This is a genomic window from Ruegeria sp. AH3, from assembly GCF_056536265.1.
Genome location: NZ_JBQFJL010000002.1, coordinates 141,579 through 165,252, shown reverse-complemented (window position 1 = coordinate 165,252; position 23,674 = coordinate 141,579). Strand labels below are relative to the sequence as shown.

Annotated in this window: 24 protein-coding genes and 1 pseudogene; 5 read left to right on the top strand and 20 right to left on the bottom strand. The window is 56.6% G+C overall.

The features are described 5' to 3' along the window. Nucleotides 1–7: 7 nt before the first annotated feature. Nucleotides 8–460, top strand: a complete 453-nt coding sequence (locus ACR3EM_RS18350) for an Lrp/AsnC family transcriptional regulator (protein WP_480472081.1) — start codon at nt 8–10, stop codon at nt 458–460. 207 nt (nt 461–667) lie between these two features. Here ACR3EM_RS18350 and ACR3EM_RS18345 read toward each other — a convergent pair whose 3' ends face one another. The 5 genes from ACR3EM_RS18345 to ACR3EM_RS18325 form a co-directional block, all read right to left on the bottom strand. After that, nucleotides 668–1,675: a GlxA family transcriptional regulator gene (locus tag ACR3EM_RS18345; protein WP_480472080.1), complete on the bottom strand. Its 1,008-nt coding sequence runs from the start codon at nt 1,673–1,675 to the stop codon at nt 668–670. Nucleotides 1,676–1,750: 75 nt separating this feature from the next. Further along, nucleotides 1,751–2,434: a GntR family transcriptional regulator gene (locus tag ACR3EM_RS18340; protein WP_480472079.1), complete on the bottom strand. Its 684-nt coding sequence runs from the start codon at nt 2,432–2,434 to the stop codon at nt 1,751–1,753. A 142-nt stretch (nt 2,435–2,576) separates the two neighbouring features. Further along, the gene (locus ACR3EM_RS18335) at nt 2,577–3,035 is read right to left on the bottom strand and encodes a pyrroline-5-carboxylate reductase (RefSeq protein ID WP_480472078.1); all 459 of its coding nucleotides are present in this window, start codon (nt 3,033–3,035) and stop codon (nt 2,577–2,579) included. Between the two features lie 65 nt (nt 3,036–3,100). Then, complete coding sequence (locus ACR3EM_RS18330) at nt 3,101–3,298, bottom strand: NAD(P)-binding domain-containing protein (protein WP_480472077.1); 198 nt, start codon at nt 3,296–3,298, stop codon at nt 3,101–3,103. A gap of 92 nt (nt 3,299–3,390) precedes the next feature. Continuing rightward, complete coding sequence (locus tag ACR3EM_RS18325; protein ID WP_480472076.1) at nt 3,391–3,840, bottom strand: FCD domain-containing protein; 450 nt, start codon at nt 3,838–3,840, stop codon at nt 3,391–3,393. Between the two features lie 229 nt (nt 3,841–4,069). Between ACR3EM_RS18325 and ACR3EM_RS18320 the strand changes: the two genes are divergently transcribed. Beyond that, nucleotides 4,070–4,879 carry a PhzF family phenazine biosynthesis protein gene (locus ACR3EM_RS18320; protein ID WP_480472075.1) on the top strand — a complete coding sequence of 270 codons (810 nt, stop codon included), beginning with the start codon at nt 4,070–4,072 and terminating at the stop codon, nt 4,877–4,879. A gap of 177 nt (nt 4,880–5,056) precedes the next feature. On the opposite strand, the gene ACR3EM_RS18315 is transcribed toward ACR3EM_RS18320, so the two are convergent. From ACR3EM_RS18315 to dctP, 6 genes are all read right to left on the bottom strand, one after another. Then, complete coding sequence (locus ACR3EM_RS18315) at nt 5,057–5,464, bottom strand: universal stress protein (protein ID WP_480472074.1); 408 nt, start codon at nt 5,462–5,464, stop codon at nt 5,057–5,059. 116 nt (nt 5,465–5,580) lie between these two features. Further along, a complete protein-coding gene (locus ACR3EM_RS18310; protein WP_480472073.1) occupies nt 5,581–7,095 on the bottom strand; it encodes a malonate--CoA ligase in 1,515 nt (504 codons plus the stop codon). Nucleotides 7,096–7,100: 5 nt separating this feature from the next. Further along, nucleotides 7,101–8,357 (bottom strand): malonyl-CoA decarboxylase, encoded by a 1,257-nt coding sequence (locus tag ACR3EM_RS18305; RefSeq protein WP_480472072.1) that lies wholly within the window; start codon nt 8,355–8,357, stop codon nt 7,101–7,103. Further along, entirely contained in the window at nt 8,354–9,670 is a 1,317-nt protein-coding gene (locus tag ACR3EM_RS18300) for a TRAP transporter large permease (RefSeq protein ID WP_480472071.1), read from the bottom strand. Before ACR3EM_RS18300 ends, ACR3EM_RS18305 begins: the two co-directional genes overlap by 4 nt. 5 nt (nt 9,671–9,675) lie before the next feature. Further along, complete coding sequence (locus ACR3EM_RS18295) at nt 9,676–10,218, bottom strand: TRAP transporter small permease (RefSeq protein ID WP_480472070.1); 543 nt, start codon at nt 10,216–10,218, stop codon at nt 9,676–9,678. A gap of 102 nt (nt 10,219–10,320) precedes the next feature. After that, complete coding sequence (gene dctP / locus ACR3EM_RS18290; RefSeq protein ID WP_480472069.1) at nt 10,321–11,307, bottom strand: TRAP transporter substrate-binding protein DctP; 987 nt, start codon at nt 11,305–11,307, stop codon at nt 10,321–10,323. 136 nt (nt 11,308–11,443) lie between these two features. Between dctP and ACR3EM_RS18285 the strand changes: the two genes are divergently transcribed. Continuing rightward, complete coding sequence (locus tag ACR3EM_RS18285) at nt 11,444–12,100, top strand: GntR family transcriptional regulator (RefSeq protein ID WP_480472068.1); 657 nt, start codon at nt 11,444–11,446, stop codon at nt 12,098–12,100. Nucleotides 12,101–12,217: 117 nt separating this feature from the next. Here ACR3EM_RS18285 and ACR3EM_RS18280 read toward each other — a convergent pair whose 3' ends face one another. The 3 genes and pseudogenes from ACR3EM_RS18280 to ACR3EM_RS18270 all read right to left on the bottom strand — a co-directional run. Then, on the bottom strand, nt 12,218–12,595 hold the full coding sequence (locus ACR3EM_RS18280) for a VOC family protein (RefSeq protein ID WP_480472067.1): 378 nt from the start codon (nt 12,593–12,595) through the stop codon (nt 12,218–12,220). A 3-nt stretch (nt 12,596–12,598) separates the two neighbouring features. After that, nucleotides 12,599–13,147, bottom strand: a complete 549-nt coding sequence (locus ACR3EM_RS18275) for a thioredoxin family protein (protein ID WP_480472066.1) — start codon at nt 13,145–13,147, stop codon at nt 12,599–12,601. Between the two features lie 151 nt (nt 13,148–13,298). Further along, nucleotides 13,299–13,472 (bottom strand): annotated as a pseudogene (locus ACR3EM_RS18270) (putative quinol monooxygenase); the annotation flags it as partial. A gap of 97 nt (nt 13,473–13,569) precedes the next feature. On the opposite strand from ACR3EM_RS18270, the gene ACR3EM_RS18265 reads away from it, so the two are divergent. Continuing rightward, nucleotides 13,570–14,475: a LysR family transcriptional regulator gene (locus ACR3EM_RS18265; RefSeq protein WP_480472065.1), complete on the top strand. Its 906-nt coding sequence runs from the start codon at nt 13,570–13,572 to the stop codon at nt 14,473–14,475. Between the two features lie 90 nt (nt 14,476–14,565). Here ACR3EM_RS18265 and ACR3EM_RS18260 read toward each other — a convergent pair whose 3' ends face one another. From ACR3EM_RS18260 to ACR3EM_RS18250, 3 genes are all read right to left on the bottom strand, one after another. Continuing rightward, nucleotides 14,566–15,108, bottom strand: a complete 543-nt coding sequence (locus tag ACR3EM_RS18260) for a cytochrome b (RefSeq protein WP_480472064.1) — start codon at nt 15,106–15,108, stop codon at nt 14,566–14,568. A 423-nt stretch (nt 15,109–15,531) separates the two neighbouring features. Next, the gene (locus ACR3EM_RS18255) at nt 15,532–16,590 is read right to left on the bottom strand and encodes a DUF3500 domain-containing protein (protein WP_480472063.1); all 1,059 of its coding nucleotides are present in this window, start codon (nt 16,588–16,590) and stop codon (nt 15,532–15,534) included. Between the two features lie 12 nt (nt 16,591–16,602). Next, nucleotides 16,603–16,902 carry a DUF2218 domain-containing protein gene (locus tag ACR3EM_RS18250; protein ID WP_480472062.1) on the bottom strand — a complete coding sequence of 100 codons (300 nt, stop codon included), beginning with the start codon at nt 16,900–16,902 and terminating at the stop codon, nt 16,603–16,605. Nucleotides 16,903–17,270: 368 nt separating this feature from the next. Between ACR3EM_RS18250 and ACR3EM_RS18245 the strand changes: the two genes are divergently transcribed. Further along, nucleotides 17,271–18,824 (top strand): trimethylamine methyltransferase family protein, encoded by a 1,554-nt coding sequence (locus tag ACR3EM_RS18245; RefSeq protein WP_480472061.1) that lies wholly within the window; start codon nt 17,271–17,273, stop codon nt 18,822–18,824. Between the two features lie 121 nt (nt 18,825–18,945). Here the strand turns inward: ACR3EM_RS18245 and ACR3EM_RS18240 are convergent, their stop codons facing one another. The 3 genes from ACR3EM_RS18240 to ACR3EM_RS18230 all read right to left on the bottom strand — a co-directional run bounded on the left by ACR3EM_RS18240 (nt 18,946) and on the right by ACR3EM_RS18230 (nt 23,674). After that, complete coding sequence (locus ACR3EM_RS18240; protein ID WP_480472060.1) at nt 18,946–20,772, bottom strand: BCCT family transporter; 1,827 nt, start codon at nt 20,770–20,772, stop codon at nt 18,946–18,948. A gap of 68 nt (nt 20,773–20,840) precedes the next feature. After that, entirely contained in the window at nt 20,841–22,181 is a 1,341-nt protein-coding gene (locus ACR3EM_RS18235) for an NAD(P)/FAD-dependent oxidoreductase (protein WP_480472059.1), read from the bottom strand. Beyond that, nucleotides 22,178–23,674 carry an aldehyde dehydrogenase gene (locus ACR3EM_RS18230; RefSeq protein WP_480472058.1) on the bottom strand — a complete coding sequence of 499 codons (1,497 nt, stop codon included), beginning with the start codon at nt 23,672–23,674 and terminating at the stop codon, nt 22,178–22,180. Before ACR3EM_RS18230 ends, ACR3EM_RS18235 begins: the two co-directional genes overlap by 4 nt.

Below are 23,674 nucleotides of genomic sequence, written 5' to 3'. Positions count from 1 at the left end.
AGAGCGATTGAACAGCGAGATCGTTCAGATGCTCGAACTCGACGGGCGAATGCCATTTTCAGAGATTGCGCAGAAGCTTGATGTTTCCGAGGGCACAGTACGTAATCGTGTCAACGCCATGAAAGAGGCTGGCCTGCTTCGGATCGTTGCGATCACCGATCCCACAGCTTCGGAATATAAGGCGGATGCCATGATCTGCTTGAAGGTTGCGCCGGGTACGACCCCGCAAACCGTCGCGGATCGACTGGGTGAAGTTACCAGCGTGGTTTACATTCTCTGGGTTACGGGACGATTTGATCTGATGGTTGAACTGGTCTGTGACGAGCCCGATGATCTTGCGACCTTTTTGGAAGAGCACATTCACGGCGTTGAGGATATCGTGGATGCCGAGGTGATGCTGGGCCTCAAGAATTTCAAGAATCAGTTTCTGCTCAAGCGTAATTTGGAACCGCGGTCCTAGGATCAGGGCGGCACAGCTATGTTCTGCATTTCATTTCGGTTCTGCTGAGCTTTTGAATGCATCAGGGTTTTGAGCTCCCATTAACATTTAGATTGCCGGGTGATGGGATGAGTTCTTCCTCATTGTTCAAATCAATGCTGCCCAGATTAAAAACCGACCAAGCTTGGCGGACAAAATGATCTTGCCGGCCCGATAGATCGCCTGACGTCAGCCTGATGGCAGCACATCATCGCTGCCGACCCGCATCGAATTCTTGGCACGCCGGTCGCTGATCGGCGTGACGCCAAAAGTTTCCCGATAATGCCGCATGAACGCGCCGGGGGTTGCGTAGCCGACCATATAAGCCACCTCTGCAATCGGGTCGTTTGTATACAGTACCAGCTGTCGCGCCTGGTTCATTCGCATCCTGCGGTAATAGCTGAGCGGGCTTTGACCGGTCGCTTTTTTGAACCCGCGCTCAAGTGAGCGTGCTGACAGGCCGACCGCATCGGCCACTTCACTGATCTGGATGGGGTTTTCGATATGTTCTGCAAAGTGCTGAATAGCCCGTGCCACCTGTTTCGGAAGCAAATCCTGACTCTTGGCGGTCGAGAGCGCCGGAACTTTTTGTGACATGGCGGCGCTGCGGATGAAAGGGTGCTGAAACCAGCACGCAACTTCGGCCATGATGTCGTCGCCTAGGTGGTCTTCGATCAACGTCAGCATATGGTCAAACACGGCTGATGCACCAGAGATGGTTGTGAAGGCACCTTCCGTACAAATTACGGTGTCTGTGATCGGAATCTCGGGAAACTCGGCCTGAAAGGCGGCCTCATAACACCAGTGGACAGATAGGGGCTGATCTCCGGTCAACCGGGTTCTGGCCAAAGGAAATACACCGCCGCTGATCGCGCCAAGCTGCGTTTTGTCGCTCAGCAGCCTTTGCAGGGCCGCGTTCGCTTTGGAGGGGTATTCGAACACACTGTTGGGGCTTGCGGTAAACAGCAAATGATCCAGGGCTTTCACGTCAGCCAAAGCGCAATGCGGCGAAAATGTTACTCCGGCAGAGGACTGCACAGGCGCATTTTTTTCAGCAACCACTGTCCAGCGGAATACATTCTGCCCTGAAATCTCGTTGGCGGCCCGCAGGGGCTCGATACACGAGGTCAGGCAAGCCATGGGGAATCCCGGAAAGATCAGGATGCCAAGAGATGTGGTATGTGCTTTCTCCGCCATTTTCCGATCACAAAATCACAATTCCTGCGACCGGCCATCGGATCGAAAGATTGATTGTGAAGCTGTATCCTGATGTCATTTCGGTTGGCCCAACAGATGTTGCTCAATCAATTGGAAAGCATATCCGATATGGATTTTCTGTATATATCCGACTGCCGCGATATCTTTACGTTCCAACGCCATCAATAAATCGGATGTTTCCCGGGTCAGTGCATCATATGCGTCAGACCCTACCAGTTGCTCCATGCGGTGCCAAACACTGGTCGCTTGAAAATAGGCCTGGTTCCAGAACTCGCGCAGTGTCGAATTGCCGATCAATGATGTGATCAACGCCTGAAGGCGCTGGTTAAGTTTCACGAACTCCTGAGAGTCAAGCCGTTCCCGCAGCGCCAGGGCGCATTCATGAATCGACCGGATCTCTTCCTGATGATGGATTTCGATAGAGGTTGGTGACAGTTCTCCGATCAGACCGGCCAGCACCATCCTCACTTCATAGAGATGGCGTATACGCTTGCCCGAAAGCTCAATGACAACTGTCCCGACACCATTGCGTGTTTCGACCAGACCTAAATGCCCGATACGCTGAATTGCATCCCGGACCGGAGTTCTGCTGACGCCGAACTCCTTAGCGAGCGCGGCTTCTTTCAGCTGATCGCCGGGCCGGTAATGCGCAAAGCAGATACGTTCAAGAATTTGCTCCTGAATCTGGTCAACTGTGACCTTGGCAGGTGCATCGATCTGTCGTTCGGTAATAATCAAGTATCGGAGCCTTCCGCGTGAGCTGAGTTCGATTTTAGTGGGCTGTATACATCTTATTTCAGTCGATGTTGAGATTTAAGCTGCAAATCAGAGATCAGCCCCTGACTTCATGCAGATAAAGCAAGACCCAACCCGTATACTTTCATAGATCGGACAACCCCTCTTTCAGATTTGTCAGCAACCCAGAAGATTCCATATGCATGCGAAGGCGCTGATTGTAGCCGCCGGGCGTGTTCAGTGACTGGACCAGCTGTCGGCAGCTTGGCGCGGAAATCAGGCTTGATCCGACAAGCGTGCGCAGAAAGGCTTCGCCTTGTTCGGTGTCCTGCACTTGCTGACCAAGCCAGTCACCTGCGCCTTGAACCATAAAGACAGCTGGCGACAACACGGCCTGCGCAGCCAGATAGGCGCTCAGTTCGGCAACATTATTCATCTGAAATACCGAATTTCGTGCGCCGAACAGGTCATCCACAATAGATGTATCGCCAAGCACCAGAATTGGAGAGCCGCCAACTGCAATCCCCGGAAATGGGATCATGTTGGCCACTGCGCGGGCAGGGGCAACCATGTCCGTCAGTTCTTCCAGCGTAGGGCCGGTCATAAGTGAAATGACTTGCTGATCCGGCAGGAACTTTAGGCCTTCAAGCACGGGGTGAGCCTGTTCAGCTAGCAAGCCCAGAAAATGACGTCGCTTGCGTCGATCACGTTCTGATTGTCTGCGACCGTCACGTTTGAGAACTTACGGGCCAAACCGGTAGACTGCGTTTCACCGCGGCGGGATACAGTGATCTGATGACCATCAGCCGCCATTCCTTCGACGACTGCTACTGCGATGGTACCAGTGCCGATAACTCCAATTTTCATCAGATAACTATCCTTGTGTTGGCGTTGCAGGGATGCCTTGTCAGTCTGATATGTCTATCAGGCCCACAGAACACTTCTTGTGAAAGCTTGCTTCAAGCGTTCGATTCAACCTCGTGCGTGAGCAGGTATATGCAGATCAGACGGTACTCGTATCCGATGTGGACGCGTTGAATGTGTCCAATTGCAGTTATGTCGTCTTGCTCCAGCGCAGCGAGCAACTCCTTGGTTTCAATCATGAGGGCGTCATAAACCTCCTGCCCAACGGTTTTCTCCATACGGTGCCACACGCTGGATGCTTGAACATGAGCCTGGTTCCAGAGCTCCCGAAGTATCGCGTTGCCTATCAATGAGCCTATCAGCGTCTGCGACTGCTGGTTCAGGGCAACAAATTTCTGCGCGTCGCCGTTTTCGCAAAGCGCGATGGCCTTGCGGTGGATCAGACGCGCTTCGTCACAGTGTTGTTGCGTAATGGTGGCCGGATCGGCGACTCCGTCGTCGTCACCGAAACAGGATTCGAATATATCACAAACTACCCTCGACAAATCCTGCTCAGTAAATAAGTCAACTGGCGGCTGACTCAGCCATAGCAGGGCACTGCTAAACAGCCGAACTGCCGCAACTGTAAGACTGAAATCCGGCGTGCCCTATTCGGCGCGCCGGGTGTCGTGAGAACGTAGGCGGTTGAGGTTGCTTATGCGCCCGTTGCGGCCATCCGTATAGGTCGCTCCGATCTCTTTCGGGGTTATCCAACAGATCAGACAAAGACAGAAAATGAGACTTCAGACCTATATTGTCGACGCTTTTTCAGACCGCACCCTCAGAGGAAACCCCGCGGGTGTGTGCCCGCTTGACGAATGGCTGCCTGCATCGGTCATGCAATCCATCGCGAGTGAGTTGAACCAATCTGAAACGGTGTTTTTTGTTCCCAGAGCAAATGCACACAACAGCGACGCACTTGCCGAATACGACATTCGCTGGTTCACCCCCACGCGCGAGGTCGATATGATCGGACACGCGACGCTCGCCGCTGCTCATGTGGTGTTTTCCAATCTCGGGGTAGGGTTGGAAGCGGTCACCTTTCATTCCAGTTCTGTCCAAATGACTGTTCGACGCGGGGAAACCGGACTGCGACTGGATATGCCCGCACTTGTGCCAGAGGTGATCGACGCCCCCTCGGGCCTGATCGAAGCACTTGGGAAGAGGCCTGCGAAATTACTGGCCGCAAAGCATTATCTGGCGGTTTTTGACAACGAAGATGACGTTCTGAGCTGTGCTCCGGACTTCGCCGCTCTGGCAAAATTGCCATTGCCGGCAGTCATCATATCCGCGCAAGGGTCAGGAGAGTTTGATTTCGTTTCACGGTTTTTTGCCCCGGCGAACGGAGTGCCAGAGGATTCAGTGTCGGGCGTGTCGCATTGCTGTCTGACACCTTATTGGTCTGAAGTATTAGAGAAAAAACAACTGTTAGCGCGTCAGTTATCGGCGCGGAGTGGTGTGATTTCTTGCGAATACGACGATCCCAGGGTGTTCCTTGAGGGAACGGCTGCAGTGTCGTTGGAAGGTGTCCTGTTCATTCACTGAAGCTGCTGAAGCAGTTTGATTAACTGCGGGATGCATCTGTGCGCAGCCATCCTGCCGTGGGCTAACTTTTTATTACCGAACGCTCGCGTAAGCTGGTCCGCTATGGGTTCGACCAGTCAAGATAACGGTGTGCGGGCATCCGTCGATATATGCTTCAACGGATGCCTCAGATATCTGTTATCGAACCACATGAACCGAGCACGGAGCGTGACGTACCACGCGTGCGGCGGTCGAACCCAGAAGGTAATCCTGCAGGCCGGGGCGGTGGCTTGCGATGACTATGCAATCGGTTTCATGTGACGCCGCATAGTCTAAAATCCCGCGGCCTGCGTGCCCTTCGACCACTTCAACTTTGGCGCCCGGAATATCACCGATCAGCGGTTTCAGCTTGTCGCTGATCGCCGTTTTGGCAATTTCAAAGTGGTTCTCGGGCAGCAAGTCGCTGGTGTATTGCGGCAGATGTTCGACAACATGCAGCAATGTCAAACTGCCATCACTTTGCCAAAGGGCCCGTGCAACCTGGATAGACTGCGCGACGTCGCGATCTGCGTCAAAGGAAACGGGCACGAGAATATTTCGATACATTGATCAACTCCGAAAAATGCAACGACCAGTGCACGCAAAGATTGCGTACGCTGGCCGTTGAAGTTTGACCTGCAGCATATTCGAGGAGAGTGGCTGCATGGTCGGGGAAGGTCATGTCAGGCGGCCACAAACATGTCTTTGTACTGGTCACGCAGGACGTTCTTTTGAACTTTGCCCATGGTGTTGCGGGGCAACTCATCCAGCAGGATCAGTTTGCGAGGATGCTTGAACCGCGCAAGGCTGTCACGAACGGCACCCATCATCGCATCCAGATCGGGGGACTGGCCCGGCTCGGCCACGATCACACCCAGAACGGTTTCGCCAAAGTCAGGATGCGGCACGCCAACCACCGCGCTTTCCATAACGCCGGGCTGATCATCCAGAACCAGCTCAATTTCCTTGGGATAGATGTTGTATCCGCCCGAGATGATCAGGTCTTTGTTGCGACCAACGATATGGACATACCCATCATCGTCGATGCGACCCAGATCGCCGGTGATGAAGAACCCATTCTCGCGCAGTTCGGCGGCGGTTTTCTCCGGCATCTGCCAGTAGCCCTTGAACACGTTGGGCCCGCGCACCTCGATCTCGCCGATCTCGCCCTGCGGCAGCGGATTGCCATCTGAATCACAGATCTGCAGTTCGACCCCGGGCAAGGGAAAGCCTACGGTGCCTGCGCGGCGGTCACCGTCATAAGGGTTTGAAGTGTTCATATTGGTTTCGGTCATGCCATAGCGTTCCAGGATGCGATGACCGGTACGTTCTTCAAACTGCACATGAGTTTCGGCCAGCAACGGGGCCGAGCCCGAAACAAACAGGCGCATATGTGCGGCCAGATCCTTGGTGAAACGATCATCATCCAGCAGACGGGTGTAGAAGGTCGGCACGCCCATCATGGTCGTGGCTTCCGGCATCCGTCCGATGATCTCATCCAGATCGAATTTGGGCATGAAAACGATGCTGCTGCCCGCGGCCAGCGTGACATTGGTGGCCACGAATAGTCCGTGAGTGTGAAAGATCGGCAGCGCGTGCAGCAGCACGTCGTCGGATGTGAAGCGCCATTCCTTGACCAGCGCCTGCGCATTCGACAACAGGTTATTCTGGGTCAGCATTGCACCCTTCGACCGGCCCGTGGTCCCCGAGGTATAGAGGAACGCGGCCAGATCATCGCCGTCACGGTCAACGGTCTCAAAGCTGGCAGGCATGGCGGCTGCCTGCTCCATCAGGCTGCCGCTGCCATCAGCGTTCAGGGTTTCCACCTTCGCGTCAAGCTGCGCACCAACCGGGGCGAGTTTCTCTTCGCTGCGGCTGTCACAAACGATCAGCGAGGCGCCACTGTTTTCGATGAAATAGGTCAGTTCATCCACCGTGTAGGCGGTGTTGAGCGGCAGGAATACAAGACCTGCTTGCGCACAGGCAGCATATAGCGCCAGCGCTTCGGGCGATTTCTCGATCTGCGCCGCAACCCGGTCGCCGGGTTTCAGCCCCAGCTGCGTTGCCACATGGGCGATCTGTGCGGCGGTGCTCAAAAAGTCCTGATGGGTGATGGTCGTTCCGTCGAGCAGCTGCAAAAAGGCTGTGTCTTTACCGGCATGAGCGCCGAACAAACCGTCATAGAGAGGATTGGCCATAAGGGTTACCTTTCCTGTGTCGTGGTGAGAGAGGCTGACGCGGCAAGCGATTTGGCCTCGGGAGAGGCGATGACCTCGCGGGTATTGGCGAACTGCTCGTGGTTCTGGGCCACACGGCCAAGGTCATAAAGATAGTTGACCATTGTCCCGCCAGACTGCGCCCGGCCTTTGTCCGAAACATCGGCATCGGCATGGACCGCATGGACCAGCGCGCCATTGCCAAGATGGAACCGTGCTACCGGATCAAACGGCAGATCGCCGCGGCCTTTGGCGCTCAGCAGGTAATGTGCGGCCAGCGCCTTCATCTGATCGGGCTCTTCGATGTTCCAATCGATGCTTTCCTGCGACAACCATTTGGTCAGCCCCGGAATTGGCGAGAGTGTGACGAAAGTCTTAAGCCCCGCCAACTCAGCCGACAGGTCCGAGGCCACCTGTTTAATCAGCGAGTTGCCGAAAGAGATGCTAGCGAGCCCCGCCTGACAGTTGGAGATCGAATAGAACACCGCCGTATCGGCCTGATCTTCAGGCAACGGATCGCGGTCTTCGGCAAGCAAAGCCTGAACCGAACCCGGAATGCCGCTGTTCAGCGCCACTTCGACAAAGATCAGCGGCTCGTCCGGCATCGAGGGGTGGAAGAAGGCAAAGCAGCGCCGATCCGTGGGTTCAAGCCTGCGGCGCAGGTCGTCCCAGCTGTCGATAGCATGCACCGCTTCATATGCGATGATCTTTTCAAGGATATGCGCCGGGCTCTCCCAGTTGATCGGGCGCAGCACCAGAAAGCCGCGGTTGAACCAGCTGGCGAACAGGTGCCGGAAATCCAGATCAAGCGCCTGCAACTCGGGCTCCTTGCCGCCCAACCGTAGCAGGTCGGCCCGCATCTGTACCAGCGCCCCGGTGGCACCGGGTACTCGGTTCAGGCGGCGGATCATCTCTTGCCGCGCCGGTTCGACGGCAGCGGCAAAGGTGCGATAGCTGGCCTTCGAGGGGTTGCGCTCGTACTCGTCCAGTGACGAACGCACCGCCTCGGGGTCGATATTCATGGCGGTGGCGAGATAGCGGAAGAACTCCAGCTTGTCGTCATCGCTCAGCGTATCGAACCGTGTCAGGATTTCCTCGGCCAGAGCCAGCCCCGAGGTTTCCCCTGCTGACCCAACCAGCGCGTCGGCCAGTTCGGTCAGCGGGCGGCCATCCGGGGCCACCGCGCTGTCGCGGCGGTAACGCCGCTCGAACACGGTGGATAGAAGATCCGCCAGCAGGGTCATACCGCTGCTCCCATGATCACGTCGGGCAGCCAGGTGGCCAGACCGGGGAACAGGCAGAGCAGGATGATTGCGATCACCATACAGGCCACGAAGGGCAACGAACCGGTCAGGATGGTCTTCAGCGAGATGTCGGGCGCAATGCCGTTGATTACATAAAGGTTCAGACCAACCGGGGGTGAGATCAGGCCAATTTCCATGTTGATGGTCAGCACAACCGCGAACCAGATCGGGTCAAAGCCGGCGGTGGTGATGATCGGCAGCAGGATCGGTGCCGCCATCAGGATCACAGCCACGGGTGGCAGGAAGAACCCGGCGATCAGTAGGAACACGTTGACCGCACCCATCAGAACCCAACGGTTCACGTCCAGCGTACCGATCCATTCGGCAATCGCCTGTGTGATGAACAGCGAGCTGAGCATGTAAGAGAACACACCGGCAGCGGCGATGATGAACAGGATCATCACGCTTTCCTTGGTGCTGTCGCGCAGCACGACCCAGATGTCCTTGGGGTTCCACAGCTTGTAGATGATCATCGCGATCAGCAGGCAGAGCAGGGCACCGACAGCAGCCGTTTCCGACGGGGTGGCGATACCGCCATACATGGCGTAAAGCACACCCAGAATGATGCCGAGGAAGGGCAGCACGCGCGGCAGAATCTCGAACCGTTCGGCCCAGGTGTAGCTGCCCGAACCCAGACGGGTCGCGTCACCGGATTTCCAGGTCGAATACAGCGACCAGGCCATGAACAGACCCACCAGCATAAGGCCCGGGATCACACCGGCCAGAAACAGACGGCCAATCGAGGTTTCGGTGGCAATACCGTAAACGATCATGGTGACCGATGGCGGGATCAGGATTCCCAGAGTACCGCCTGCAGCGATCGAACCGGCGGCGACGCCGTCAGGATAGCCACGTTTGCGCATCTCCGGGATACCCATCTTGCCGATGGCGGCACAGGTCGCGGGTGACGAACCGGACATAGCCGCAAATAGGGCACAGGCACCGAGGTTTGATACGACCAGACCGCCGGGAACACGGGTCAGCCAGCGTTCCAGCGCTTCGTACAAATCCGCTCCAGCTCTGGTAGAGGCGATTGAGGCCCCCATGATGATGAACATCGGGATAGACAGAAGGGCGAAGTTATCGAGTTTGCCGAACAGGATTTCCGGCATCAGTTCCAGCGAGCGCGGTCCGTCAAAGACGATTAGGAACCCAGCCGAGACGATCAGCAGGCCGATGGCCACGGACACGCCCGAGAAAAGAACAAGGATGGTGGCGATGGCGACAATAGCGCCGAGCAGAAGGGGATCCATCGGCTTTACTCCAGACCAAATGGTTTATCGATGCCAAGCAGGACGGCGACGAGATCGGCGATCAGTTGCAACAACAGCAGACCAAAGCCAACTGGGATGGCGAGGTAGGGGATCCACAGGCGAACGCCCCAAACGGTGTCGGATTTCCATCCGCGCTCCCATGCGAAGTGCCAATACTCGTAGCCGTAGAACAGCATGACTGAGACGATGGCGATGGACAGAACCGAAGTCAGGATCGCCATGAAGAAGCGCGCACGCGGTGCCAGTGAGATTGGGATCAGGTCGACATTCACATGCCCGCGCAGGCGCTGCACATAAGGCAGCCCGACCAGCGTGGCCGCGATGACCAGATAGATGACCGCTTCGGTTTGCCAGATGGTCGATTGATTCAGCACGAAGCGCACGACGATCATCTGGCAAGTGATAGCGACAGCAGCGACGATCATTCCTGCGGAACACCAGCCCGCCAGAGTTGAAAGTGCGGCGACGAAGCGAAGGAAGGGATTGTTCCCTGTGTGGGAAGCAACGGCAGAGCTATGACCGGCCATTTGCGCCTCCTGTGATTGAGATGCAATTAAGTCTGAAGATCAGAGAAGATCAGAACTGAGATCAGGGGCCGGGCGGCGGCGGGGCCGCCCGGTGAGAGGGGGTCACTCGACCGCCAGAGCCTTGTCCAGCAGGTCCTGCCCATCAGGAACCTCTTCTACGAAGGCTTTGTAGGACGTCTCTTGTGCCAGGGCGCGCCAGGCTTCGAAGTCTTCCGGGCTCATCTCGGCAATTTCGACACCAGCCTCTTCAAAGACCTTGGCCGAGTTTGCGTCCTGTTTCTTGGCTTCTTCCAGATAGAAGGCCTGTGCTTTTTCCGAAGCAGCCAGCAGGGCGGCCTGCTGTTCTTCGTTCAGACCATCAAAGGTCGATTTGTTCATCAGCAGCGGCTGATACATGAACCACAGGGCCACATCGCCCGCAGGGGTGTAGCACGCGACCTGCTCGTAGATGCGATAGCTGACGAAGGACGAAGACGAGGTGTTGGCTGCCTGCAGAACGCCGGTTTGCATCGCGTTATAGATTTCCGACGATGCCATGGATGCGATCGAAGCATCTGCACCTGCCAGCATTTGCTCGAACGACTTACCAGCCGCGCGAGTTTGCAGACCCGCCACATCCTCGGGGTTGGTGATGCATTTGTCCTTACCGGCGAAGCCACCAGCCAGATAGCCGTGTACCAGAACCATTACATCATCGTCGGCCATCTTGGCCTCAAGCGCGTCCATGAAGGGGGAATCCGCCAGGCGGGCTGCGTGATCGTGGTTCTTCACCAGACCCGGCATCAGCGTCAGGTTATAGGCGGGCTGCTGGCCACCGGCATAGCTGAGCGGCAGAACCGTCATATCCAGCTGACCCCGGCTGAGCGGCTTGTACTGCTCGCGCGGTTTGAACAGCGATTTCGAGCCGAAGATCTTGATGTCCAGGTCGACATCGGCAGCGGCGACCTCATCGGCGACCATCTGCGCCACCTGATGGCGGATGTCTTTGTTCGACCACTGATGCGACAGACGTAGTTCTTTTGCACTGGCCAGCGTACCGGCAGATGCAAGCGCCATCGCGGCAACGGCGGTTTTGAGAATGGCTTTCATTTTTTCCTCCCTGTGAAACCCGGGCTGACCGGGGATACTGGAAATCATAGGGGGCTTATGTTTTTTTAGTCAAGTATTTTGTATACAAGAATTGAATTCTTGAGTTCTCGTTAATTTGTGAATAAAACAATAAGCCATGGACCAACGCCTTGCGGATACCATTGCCCAAGACCTGGAAGAGCTGATCTTTGACGGCACTTTCCCAGCCGGAGATCGTCTGGACGAAGTTCGCCTGGCTGATCAATTCGGCGTTTCACGCACACCACTTCGAGAAGCATTTCAAAGGCTTGCCCTGTCGGGGTTGGTTGACCTCATCCCGCGCCGTGGCGCTTTTGTCCGACAGCCCGGCCCGGTGGAGCTGATGGAGATGTTTGAGGTCATGGCTGAGCTTGAAGCTGTTTGCGGACGCCTTGCTGCTCTGCGCATATCGGACAAGGCTTTGGAGGATTTGTCCGACGCAAACAACAAGTGCCAGATGGCGGTGGATGCCGGGGACCCGGATACCTACTACCTCGAAAACGAGCGGTTTCATCGAATCATATACAATCAGTCCGGCAACTCGTTTCTGGAGCAAGAGGCGTCGAAGTTGCATAGAAGGTTGAAACCCTTCCGGCGGCAACAGCTGCGGTTCCGTGGACGTATGGAGCAGTCGATGTCCGAACACGAGGATATCGTGAATGCGCTCGACAAAGGAGATCCAGAGGAAACGGCGAATGCATTGCGCACCCACGTCGCCGTGCAGGGCGAGAAGTTCCACAACCTCATGGCCTCTTTGAAGAACACATCCGAATAACGTCATTCGCGCAGTGCGCGGCGGTGCCCAGGGCCACCTTGAGGCTGGGATGTCTAGCGGTATAAGCAGACGGCTTTGTATATTGGTTGGGTGAGGGGCGACTTAACTGGCTATCACTTATTCATCCATGGCGAAGTCGATATGAATGTGATTGCCATCAGGATCCCAGACATTCAGTTGCACAATATTTGCTGCAGCCAAATCCGTGCGCCGATACGTGACGTCCAACTGTTGCAGCTTGTCCTCGAACGTTGCGCGCCCGTTTGCGGAGAACGCGAAATGCTCAAGCTTCAGGCTTGTTTCCGAACCCACCGCTTCGGTCTCAACCCCCACTAAGTGCACGTAAGCGGTGTCGCCGGCATAGAGCCATGCGCCCGGAAACGGAAAATTCGGCCGTTCACCGACCCTCAATCCCAATACGTGTTGGTACCATTCGATCATCTGGCTCAGACGCGTAGTCCGCAGGTTCACATGATTCAGAGTCTCGATTGGCATGTCTTACCTGCGCGACCATTTGATCGAGCAACCCATCGAGGTGATCTGCTCGCGTGGTCCCTGACCGGTTTCTGAGATTTGGAGCATGGCGTTGACCAGTTCCGGAGTTCGATTATCGGTCGCTCCCATGTGTGCATCATCCAGTCGACCGCGATATTGCAGCTCACCATTGGCGTTCAGTCCGAAAAAATCCGGCGTGCAGACTGCGTTATACGCTCGACCCACAGACTGGTCCTCATCAACGAGATAGGGAAAGGCGAAACCGTTGCGACGTGCAAATTCCTCCATCCGGGGCGGCGCGTCTTCAGGGTAATCCTGATAATTGTTGGACATCACCGCCAAAACGCCAATGCCTTTGGACATAAGGTAATCCGCATCACTTGCAAGCCGGGCAGCGATGGCTTTGACGTATGGACAATGATTGCAAATGAAAGCGATCAGCAAGCCGTTCCCCAGATGGTCAGACATCTTGACCGGCACGCCAGCCGGAGTTTTTAGCGTGAAGTCCGGCGCCTTCCAGCCAAAGTCGCAGATCGGGGTGTCCAACAGCATGATCGCCTTCCTTTGTGATGAGCCTGGGTGGCGTTCAGCCGACCGAGGTCATTTCGTTCAGCGTGAATTCCGCAACCGCACCTTCGGTGGCGGCCATATAGTCCTTCAGATGCTGATTATTCATATGGGTTTGCCACAATTCGCGCGATTCCCAGTTCTCATAAAACAGGAAATGCGCTGGATTGTCGTTATCCTGATGCAGGTCGTAATTGATACATCCCTCTTCGGCGCGAGTGATGTCGATCAGTTTGATCAGCTCAGCCTTCACCAGTTCGATCTGATCCGGGTTGGCCTTGATGTTGGCCACGATGGTTAGTTTTGCCATGTTATTTATCCTCAATCGGTACTGAGGAGTACTTATCCCGTTGCCTCTGCCGGATAAACGGGTATTGATCGAATAGATAATCCGGAAATTCCGCATAATGCTTCTGAAGAACATCGCTCTATTTCTGCAGATCGTCGAAAAAGGTTCACTCACCGCAGCCGCGCGCGAGGCGGGATTGTCCGCAACCACAGTGTCCGAGCGACTGGCAGCCCTCGAAGCACACTACGGCGTCGTACTGCTGAACCGGACGACCCGTTCCGTCCGCTTGACGGAAGAAGGCCGCGCACTGGTCGAAGGTGCGCGCGAAGTATTGGAATCCGTTGACGAGCTTGATGCGCGTATCCGTATGGGTGCACAAACGCTCAGCGGACCTATCCGAGTGTCCGCGCCCAATGACTTGGGGCGCTCGATTGTGTCAAAGGCAATCGGGAATTTTCTGACAGAGCATCCGGATATTTCGATCGAACTGTCGCTTTCGGATGGCTATGTCGACGTGGTGGGTGAAGGTATCGACATTGCTTTGCGCTTCGGCGAGATCGGTGACAGCACATTGCGAAGACGTAGTCTGGGTGAGTTTCGGCGGCTGGTCTGTGCTGCACCGAACTATCTGGAGCGGCAGGGAACCCCAAGCGCGCCATCGGACTTGAGCACGCATAACTGCCTCGTGATGCGATTTGGTACCCATCTCGATAATCAATGGCGCTTTGGGCACGGTTCTGAGCAGCAGGTCGTTACCGTCAGAGGTGATCGCGTCGCCAATGATGGCGCGTTGGTTCGGCAGTGGGGGTTGGAGGGGCGCGGGATCATCCTGAAATCTGCGCTGGATGTCAGCGCCGACATTGATAATGGAGACCTAGTAGAAATCCTGCCATCTTACGCGCCATCACCGACGCCGCTGCAGATGCTCTTCCCACCTGGTCGAACCCAGCCACGGCGTGTGCGAGCCTTTGCGGATCATCTTGAGAAAGCTGTGCGCCGTTCCGTGGAGCAGCACATTGACTGAGACCGAAGCCAGTTCAAATTGTCAGATGTTATCCCTGAAAACCGGTTCACACGGATAGCAGGCCGTGCGAACCGGGCGCAGAAAATTTGCTTAACGTGCTCCCAGCATCCGCCTCAGGGTACCGTCCTTGTTGATGATGTGGTGCTTGATCGCTCCGACGACGTGCAGAAGGATTGCAGCGATAACGATCTTGGCGGCTAGAATGTGGATGAGCTCACCAAGCTCTGCCAGGCTTTCATTGATGGCAATTGGTCGCCCGGTGTCGCCAAGGTTGGCCGCCACCAGATCCAGACCAAAGAGTGTCAGCCCGCGACCGGACATATAAGCATCCAGCATACCCGACAACGGCATCGCGATCGTGCCCAGGATCAGCACCCAATGAACCACCCGCGCCAGACCGTGTCCCATACGGGTGTCAGAGTTGACCTCTTGTGGCCATCCCATGCGCAGACGCAGAACCGCACGCCATAGAATGAAGACAAAAAGGAGCATGCCGAGGGATTTGTGAAGACCGTACAGGGCGAACTGTTCCGTGCGGGTCAGGTACAGACCCATGGCAATGACCGCGATCATACCCAGCCCGACGATCCAGTGCAGAGAGATCTCGGTGCGGGTCAGAGGTGTGGTAGACATGGCTCGTTCCTTTGTGATGTGCCAAGCGTTGAGGACTAAACGGTCAAGCCGGGCGGTTCCGGCGAAATAAACCTGTTCGCCTTAGATTTTGCTCAACGGATTGATTGTCGTTGAGCAGCAGGCCAGCACGGTCTTCTGTCGCGGCACTGAAGTCGGCTGGTATCTGGGCATAGCTGGGAGCTTTCGGTGCAGGACTGGTGGAGAACACCCAGCCTCTCGCGACCAGGTGCAATCCGGCGACGTTGACACACCTACACGCGCAATGCGCAGGCAAGCGCTGAAATCATCCTCGCTGTTTCGACCGCCCTGATGTGGCGATGACTCGACTTCACCCCAGTGATTTATTTGGCGGCTTCAGAGTTCTAGATTGACGGTCTTCGATCATGATTATTTCGACTTGATGGGCTTATGCGTTGCGAGAGTTTATTGGCCGTACTCTTTGGTCGGGTTGCGATAGATTGTGTGGTAGTGCCCCGAACCCACGGCGCTGCTGCCTACATTGCCGCCGGTCGACAGCATCTCGATGATCAACGTCGGGCCTTGGATGCGCATATATGTGGGTGTGTTGACCTCATCGGTTCCCGACCAGGCAAATGAGATGTCTTCCAATCCATCAGACAGTTCGGCCATGCGCGGGATGGCGTTTTCATCCGGCTGAATCGCAACCCATTCCTTGATGGCAGCCAGCAATAGCTCTCGCTGCCCGGTATCCATATCCGCGGCAGACAAGCCGATCACCGACGGAATGGTGCCATCCTGCCCCGGTCCGGTCAGCACATCCTCGGGGATTGTGCCCGCATCTGCAGCGGTCTGTTGTGCTGCGTTCAGAGCAGAAAAGACTGCGTACCCGGACAGGTGCATGTCGCGCACAGCCTGATAGTCAACTCCGTTGACTGTAAATATTGCCGGTTCGGTGCCGACAAACGTGGGCGACATGGTTTCGATCCGGTTGCTTTCGATCGAGATGTTCAGGGCAAGATGATGCCCGCCGAACTGCCATCCCCATGATCCGTCGGTTGAGGGTGTGCCGAAGAAAGACAGCCAGTAATTCTCTGGTGCCCATTGCAGCTGTTTGGCGCGCTTGTCCGCACTCAGGAACGTCTCAGCGGCCAACGCCTCGACCACGCTCTGATAGCCGTCCTCGCCCAGCGATGACGCCAGGAATTCAAACAGCAACGCGCGCTGCTCGTCCGAGAGTTCGCCGACCGAGATACCCGTCCGCTCAACGATCCCCGCAGGCAGGTTGGACCATTGCGCGCGGTTGGGGCTGCCCATATCAAACATGAACTGAGCCTTCGCGCCATCGTCGATGCTGGCCAGAAACGTCTGGGCCGCCTCAAGGGCTGCGACGCCCGATGCCGGTCCGTAAGGCTGCGCGTAGGCTGGGATCGGGAAGATCTGCGCATGTTCATGAGTTGGGGCTTCATGTGCGAACGCGGTCGTGGCGAGGAACAACGCTGCGGTTATCGTCAAAGCTCTCATCGTCATTATCCTTTATTCAATGTCCGTAGCTTCGGGCCAAATCACGCGCAAATCCTCGCGAAAGGCGAACCGCTCTAAATGAGAGCCAAGGATTTCTTGCAACTTCTGCAACTGTTCAAAGGTCTCGGCTTGGGCGCTCAACCGCAGAATGTCACCCTCGGCCTGTGCCCGCGCCGTGCCAGCTGAAAAGTGGAACACGACCTCATCTGTTTGTCGTTCAACATTGATCTTGTGGCCAAAATGTTTGGAAAGCTGTTCGACATACCCGTCGGCCTTCGGGGTTGAGAGCATGGTTTTTGATGACACTGGCATCCGGCAATCTCCGCTTTGTACTGAAGCGGATATAGCAACGCCATATTTGCTGGATTAGTTCGTTTTGTCAGATTTCTTTCTTCGATGAATTGAATGAATGGATATCCGTATCCGAAGGTTTATTCCATAGTGGCTGCTGACCAGACCACCTTTATCCAGCTTCAGCGCGCGATTTGTTGGAAGTTTAGGCACCCTGAAAGAGCGCCTGTGCCCATTCTGGAGGTCTTAAACAGCGGCTGCGGTCGAAGCGAATTTGGTCGATAGCGTTCAAAGTCCGATCATGTCGTTTCCTGCAAGCGGGTTTCGGGAATCGTCAAGTGAGCCGTCGTCAAAACTGAAAGGATCGTGGAAACTGCTGGAGAAACCTGATGACGACAGAAACGGTAACTCGTTCCCGGTCTGGTGGGCGGTTGGCCCGCCGCGCCATCCGCACCACACCCAAGTTTGACATGCTTCCGGGCCTGACGCGCGGCATACCGCTGTGCGAGGTGATGGATCAGGCGCATGTCGAACGGATCGACGCGGCCTCGATGGATATATTGGAGAATGTTGGCGTCCAGTTCCGTGATCCGATTGCACTGGAAGACTGGAAGAAGGCGGGCGCAAAGGTCGAGGGCGAGCTTGTCTTCCTCGATCGGGGCTTGGTGCGCGAATTGATCGCCACGATCCCTTCGGATTTCACCTACCACGCGCGCGACCCGAATAAGAATGTGCGGCTGGGTGGAAATCACTCAATCTTTGTGCCGATGACCGGCGCGCCGTTCCTGCGCGATCTGGATGATGTGCGCCGTAACCCGACGCTGGACGATCTGGCGATGTTCCATAAGCTGGCACATATGATGCCCGCGCTGCATTCTTCGGCACACCATATCGTCGAGCCATATGATCACCCGATCAGCCAGCGGCATTTGCGGATCACCTATTCGTCCATGAAGCACTCGGACAAGACGTTCATGGGCATGACGACATCGCCCAAGAACGCCGAGGATGTGATGGAGATGTGCGCGATCCTGTTCGGTGAGGATTATCTTGAGGATCACCCTGTCACCACGGGTAACTGTAACGGAAACTCCCCGCTGGTGTGGGACGAAACCATGCTGGGCGCGATGCGCGCGTTCTGCCGCCGTAAGCAGCCGGTGCTGTGTTCGCCTTTCGTGTTGGGCGGTGCCAACACACCCGCCAGTGTACCGGCCACAGTGGCGCAGTTGAACGCCGAAGCGTTAAGCGCGCTGGCCTATACTCAGGTCATCCGCAAGGGGGCGCCCGCGATCTACGGGCATTACCTATCCACGGTCTCGATGAAGTCCGGTGCACCGATGGCAGGTACGCCTGAGATCAGCCTCATGAATTTCATGATCGGCCAGATGGCGCGATACTATGGCGTGCCATGGCGGACCTCGAACACGCTGGGCGGGGCCAAGACCTTTGACGCCCAGGCCGGGTACGAATCCGCTACCACCTTGAGCGCCGTGATCCACGCTGGAGCAAACTATATCTGGCATTCGGCGGGCTGGAATGAGGCCGGGATGCATTGCTCGGTCGCGAAGTTCATCGTCGATGCCGAACAATGCGCAATGGCTTATCGCATGGCGGAAGGCCCCAAATGGGCCGACTTCGATCAAGCTGTCGCAGCGGTTCCTGATGTAGGCCCCGGAGGTCACTATCTGGGCCATCCGCACACGCAGGAGAACTTCCAGCAGGCTTTCTTCATGCCTGAGCTCTTCGACAACAATTCGATCGAGCAATGGCAGGCCGAGGGCAGCATCGAGATCACCGAGCGCGCTCTCAAACATGCGCGCAAGCTGCTGGCCGAGTATCAGGAACCCAAGCTGGACGATGCCAAGAATGAAGCGCTGCTGGATTATATCGCGCGTCGTGAACGTGAGATACCGGCGGCGGATGAATTGAACCAGTCTTACTGAGCCGGATACACTCCCCGAACTGGCCCGTCTTTCTTTTGAGACGGCTTCTTTTTTGAGTTCTCAAACGCGAAACGCCGCCCGAATTGGGCGGCGTTCTTGGTTTGGATTTGAGCGCTGTGGCTTATTCAGCAGCCTGTGTAGCGGTGCCTTCGTGCTTGTCACGCAGCCCGTCACGGTAGAGCGCTTTGCACAGCGAGATGCACATCAGGCCCATTACCATGGTGAATGGCAGTGCACCGATGATCATTGCGTTGCGCAATGCGTCCATCGGGTTGTTTTCACCCGCCGCCAGGATCAGCGCACCAATCACTGCCGTCAGGATCACACCCCAGATGATACGGTGCTTGATGCCCGTCTCCTGGCTGCCGCCTGACATGATCGTATTCATCACCAGAATACCTGAGTCCGCAGAGGTCACCAGGAAGGTCATGATCAGGATCACGCACATCACGTTCAGCATCGACAGCAGGCCACCGTCGATCATGTAGGACAGCGTCACGAACAGCTTGTTGGTGTTCGATGCGCCGATGATCGCGCCCTCGGCCGCGCCTGCCAGCTCAAGGTCAATCGCCGTTCCGCCCAGAACGGTCATCCATGCAAAGCAGACCAGCGCAGGTGCGAAGACGCAGCCAAGGATGAACTCACGCACGGTACGTCCCTTCGAGATGCGTGCCAGGAACAGGCCCACAAACGGCGAGAACGCAATCCACCAAGCCCAGTAGAAGGTGGTCCAGCCGGCTTGCCAGCCGAATTGACGACCTTGCTCGCCTGCGGCATAGGCTGCGGCCAGTGTGGCCTCATCCAGTTCCGCCGCTGCCCCTTCCAGACCGCTCTTGAAGCCGTCAAAGCTGCCCCAGGCATTGGTTGCACCGCCCATCAGGGCATCCGCGTGGGCTTGTGCCTCGGCAGGCAGAGCTGCCGCGAAGGCTTCGGCCGAGAGCGGACCATAGGCACCGAAGCTCAGCGAGATGAAGTGCAGGATATAGTCGACCATTGCCGTGCCATAAGTGGTCATGGCGAAGACGAACGAGCCGAACACAACGAAGGTGCCCAGCAGGATGATCGACAGAACCAGGTTCAGGTTCGACAGGTATTTCACACCCCGGCCAACACCCGATACCGCCGAAATGATCGACAGGCACATGATGACAACCAGACCCGTGATCAGACCCACTTTGGACGGGGTTGGCACTTCACCACCCAGATCCATCACCCATTCCATGCCGGTGATGGCATAGACACCGTCGATGAACTGGCTGACGCCGTAACCAATGGTGACGGAAACACCCAGGATCGTTGCAACAACACCCAGCACGTCAACCACATGGCCCAGAAAGCCGTTCATCAGCTTGCCGAACAGCGGCGTCAGGGCCGAGCGGATGGTCAGCGGCATGTCGCGGGTATAGGCGTAGTAGGCCAGCGACAGGCCAGTCACCACGTAGATCGCCCAAGCATGGAAGCCATAATGCAGGAAGGTGAAGCGATAGGCCGACTGCAGCGCCTCGGGCGTGTTGCCGGCCACATCTTCCGACACCACCACCGGGTTCGAGCCCCAAAGGCCCAAAGGCTCGGCTGTGGCAAAGACCATCAGGCCGACGCCCAGACCGGCCCCGAACATCATCGAAAACCACGAAAAGTTCGAGAACTCGGGCTTTTCGCCCGGTGTGCCCATGACGCGTTTGCCGGTGCCCGGAATGATGGCCACTATGGCCAGAAAGAAGAAGAACAGCCCGACGATGATGACGTAGAAGCCGTTGAAGCTTTCCAGAAGCTTGCCGTTCCAGCTGCCCAGCGTGCCGTTCGCATTGGCCGGAAACACCAAAGCCCACAGCACCAGCGCAACCATGATCGCCTTACTGATAAGCGCAATCGGAACGCTGTAATTCTCATAAAATCCGGCATCCGCCGTCTTTATCTCCAAATCCGTAAAAGGGTCCTTTATCGACATCTAATTCCTCCCGTGTCGAGTTTCCCGCCATTCACTGGCTGTTCTTATTGGCATGATCGCAAATCGGTTTATTCGTCGGTTGCTTTCCATTCCTTCCATCTCAGGATCAGGTTCGCTCCAATCTCGCGGAACGGTTGCGGAGGCAGCTGTTTGGGCGCAGCCTCGGCGTTGAAATGTCGTGAAATTTCGGATTGATGGCCGCAGGCCATCTCGGCGGCAGCGATGCCTGTCAATGTGCCGCGCGCTGTGCCCAGCCCATTCTGCACGCAGCCCGAATAGACACCGGTATCGATTTCCCGCGCCACAGAGACGCTGTTCAGGCTCAGGCAAAGGTGACCGGCCCATTGATATTCCATCTGATAGCCCGCTAGTTGCGGAAAGCGCTGGTCGAATTTGCGTTGCATGACTCTGCCAGCCCGGCGCAAGTCGCTTGCGGAGGCCGCCATTCTGGGACGCAGCGCTGCGCAGGTGCGGGTGATAATCCGGTTGCCGCCCTGACCGGTGTCTATGCGGCGCACTGTCGTGCCCATCGGGTCAGACGGGGTCACGCCCCAACGGTTCTGCCCACCCAGTTTGCGAAGTGCGTCATCATCCAGCTCGGGTGTCATCGCGGCAAACAGGAACAACTGCATCAGTCGGTTGCGCTCGATCCCGAAGCTTTCCAGATGACCATTGACGGTCAGTATGACTTTCGGAGCAGTCACCGCGCCTTTTTGGGTCATTACCTGCCAGCCTTCACCCTTGCGGGCAAAACCGGTAACGGGACTGTTTTCGAAGATGCGCACGCCTTGTCCGACAAGCCCGTCTGCCATCCCTCGGATGTAACCAGCGGGTTGCAGCATCACTGTACCAGACGTGTAAAGCCCGGAAACGTAATGGCGCGAGCCGGTCAGTTCGAACATCTGCTGCGGGTCCAGCACCTGACTCTCCTCACCCAGCGAGGCGAGATGCTCAGCGTAACTTTTGTTGTGGGCCTCGGCTTTTTCAGTGGCAGCCCCATTCACCTTGCCAGAGGGATCAAAGAAATTCGGATCGATCTGGTATTCTTCCACCGCCGACCGGGCAAAGCTTATGGCCTGCCGGTTCAATGCGATCGTTTTTTGATCATCACCACCGCCGGAGTAGTCGTCCGAGGCCAGATCATGCGGCAGGTCGATCATGAAGCCCGAGTTTCTTCCTGCAGCTCCCTCTGCTACGCGCCCGGCCTCGATTACCACGACACGGGCATTGGGTTGCAACTGCAGAATGCGCCGGGCTGCGGATAGGCCAGCATATCCTGCACCGATGATTGCGAAGTCGGCGCTTTGATCGTCATCCAGCACTGCCGCAGGGACCTGGTCGCCCAGAATGACACTCCAGGCGGCAGGCCCTCGTTGGACCGGTAGGGTATGTGCAGTGTAGCGTGTCAATTCACAGCCTCGTCTGCGTCATCGGCAAGATCAATCCAGATGGTTTTCAACTGGGTATACTGATCATGGGCGTGAACCGAGTTGTCACGTCCGCCAAAACCCGACTGTTTGAAGCCTCCAAACGGCGTCGAGATGTCGCCTTCGCCAAAACTGTTCACTGTTACGGTGCCAGCGCGCAATGCACGGGCGCCGCGGATCGCGCGTTTTGCATTGGCGGTGAAGATCGATGCGCAGAGCCCGTATTCGGTGTCATTGGCAACCGAGATTGCCTCATCAAACCCGGACACTTCGATAACCGACAACACCGGGCCAAAAATTTCCTCGCGCGCAAGGACGGCATTGTTATCAGAGACTTCGACAACTGTGGCCTCAACAAAGCCGTTATCAGCCTTGCCACCGATCACGACGTTTTCGGCCTGATCCAGATAGCCGCACACCTTGTTGTAATGTCCTTCGGACACCAGCGCGCCCATGCGGGTTTCCGGGTTCAACGGGTCGCCGATATTCCACTGCTTGGCGTGATGTGCGATTCGGTCCAGCAATTCGCCTTTCACGTCTTTGTGTACGATCAGGCGCGAACTGGCCGAGCAATTCTCACCCATGTTCCAGAATGCGCCATTGACCAGATGCTGGGCCACGCGGTCCAGGTTCTCGGCATCGTCCATCACGATGGCAGGGTTCTTGCCGCCCATCTCAAGCACAACCTCTTTGGCATTCGACTCCGCCGAGTAGGTCAGAAAGCGCTTGCCTGTCACGGTCGAGCCGGTGAACGAGACCATGTCGATACCCATGTGACGGCCAATCGGTTCTCCGACATCCGCCCCTCCGCCTGGCACGATGTTGAGAACGCCGGCCGGGATACCAGCCTCCATCGCCAACTCTGCCACACGCAGCGCAGTCAGGGTGGTTTCTGCCGCCGGTTTGACAACCAGCGAGCAGCCCGCAGCCAGGGCCGGGCCGATCTTCCACGCCAGCATCAACAGCGGGAAGTTCCATGGTAGCACCAACCCTACGACGCCAATGGGCTCGCGGATGACCATTGCGATATGATCATCGGAGGCGGGCGAGACCTGATCGTAGATTTTGTCGATCGCTTCGGCGTGCCATTTCAGGCAGTGGATGGTCTCGGGTACATCCACGGTCTCACAGTCATAGATGGTTTTGCCGCTGTCGATGCTTTCCATCATCGCAAGCTCGCGCGCGTTGCGGGTCATCAGTTTGCACAGGCGGATCAGCACATCCTTGCGCTCGGACGGGTGCAGTTTCGACCAGCGGCCATCGTCAAAGGATTCGCGCGCCTTTTCGACCGCAAAATCCACGTCTGCGGCATCGCAGGCGGCAATCTCGGCCAGTTTGTCGCCTGTGGCCGGATTGACGGTTGTAAAGGTTTTGCCGGACATCGCCGGGCGGAAGCTGCCATCGATGAAAGCGCCGGTAGGCAGGTCCAGACCCGCGGCAATGGATTTGTATTCGTCCTGAGTCAGCAGATTCAT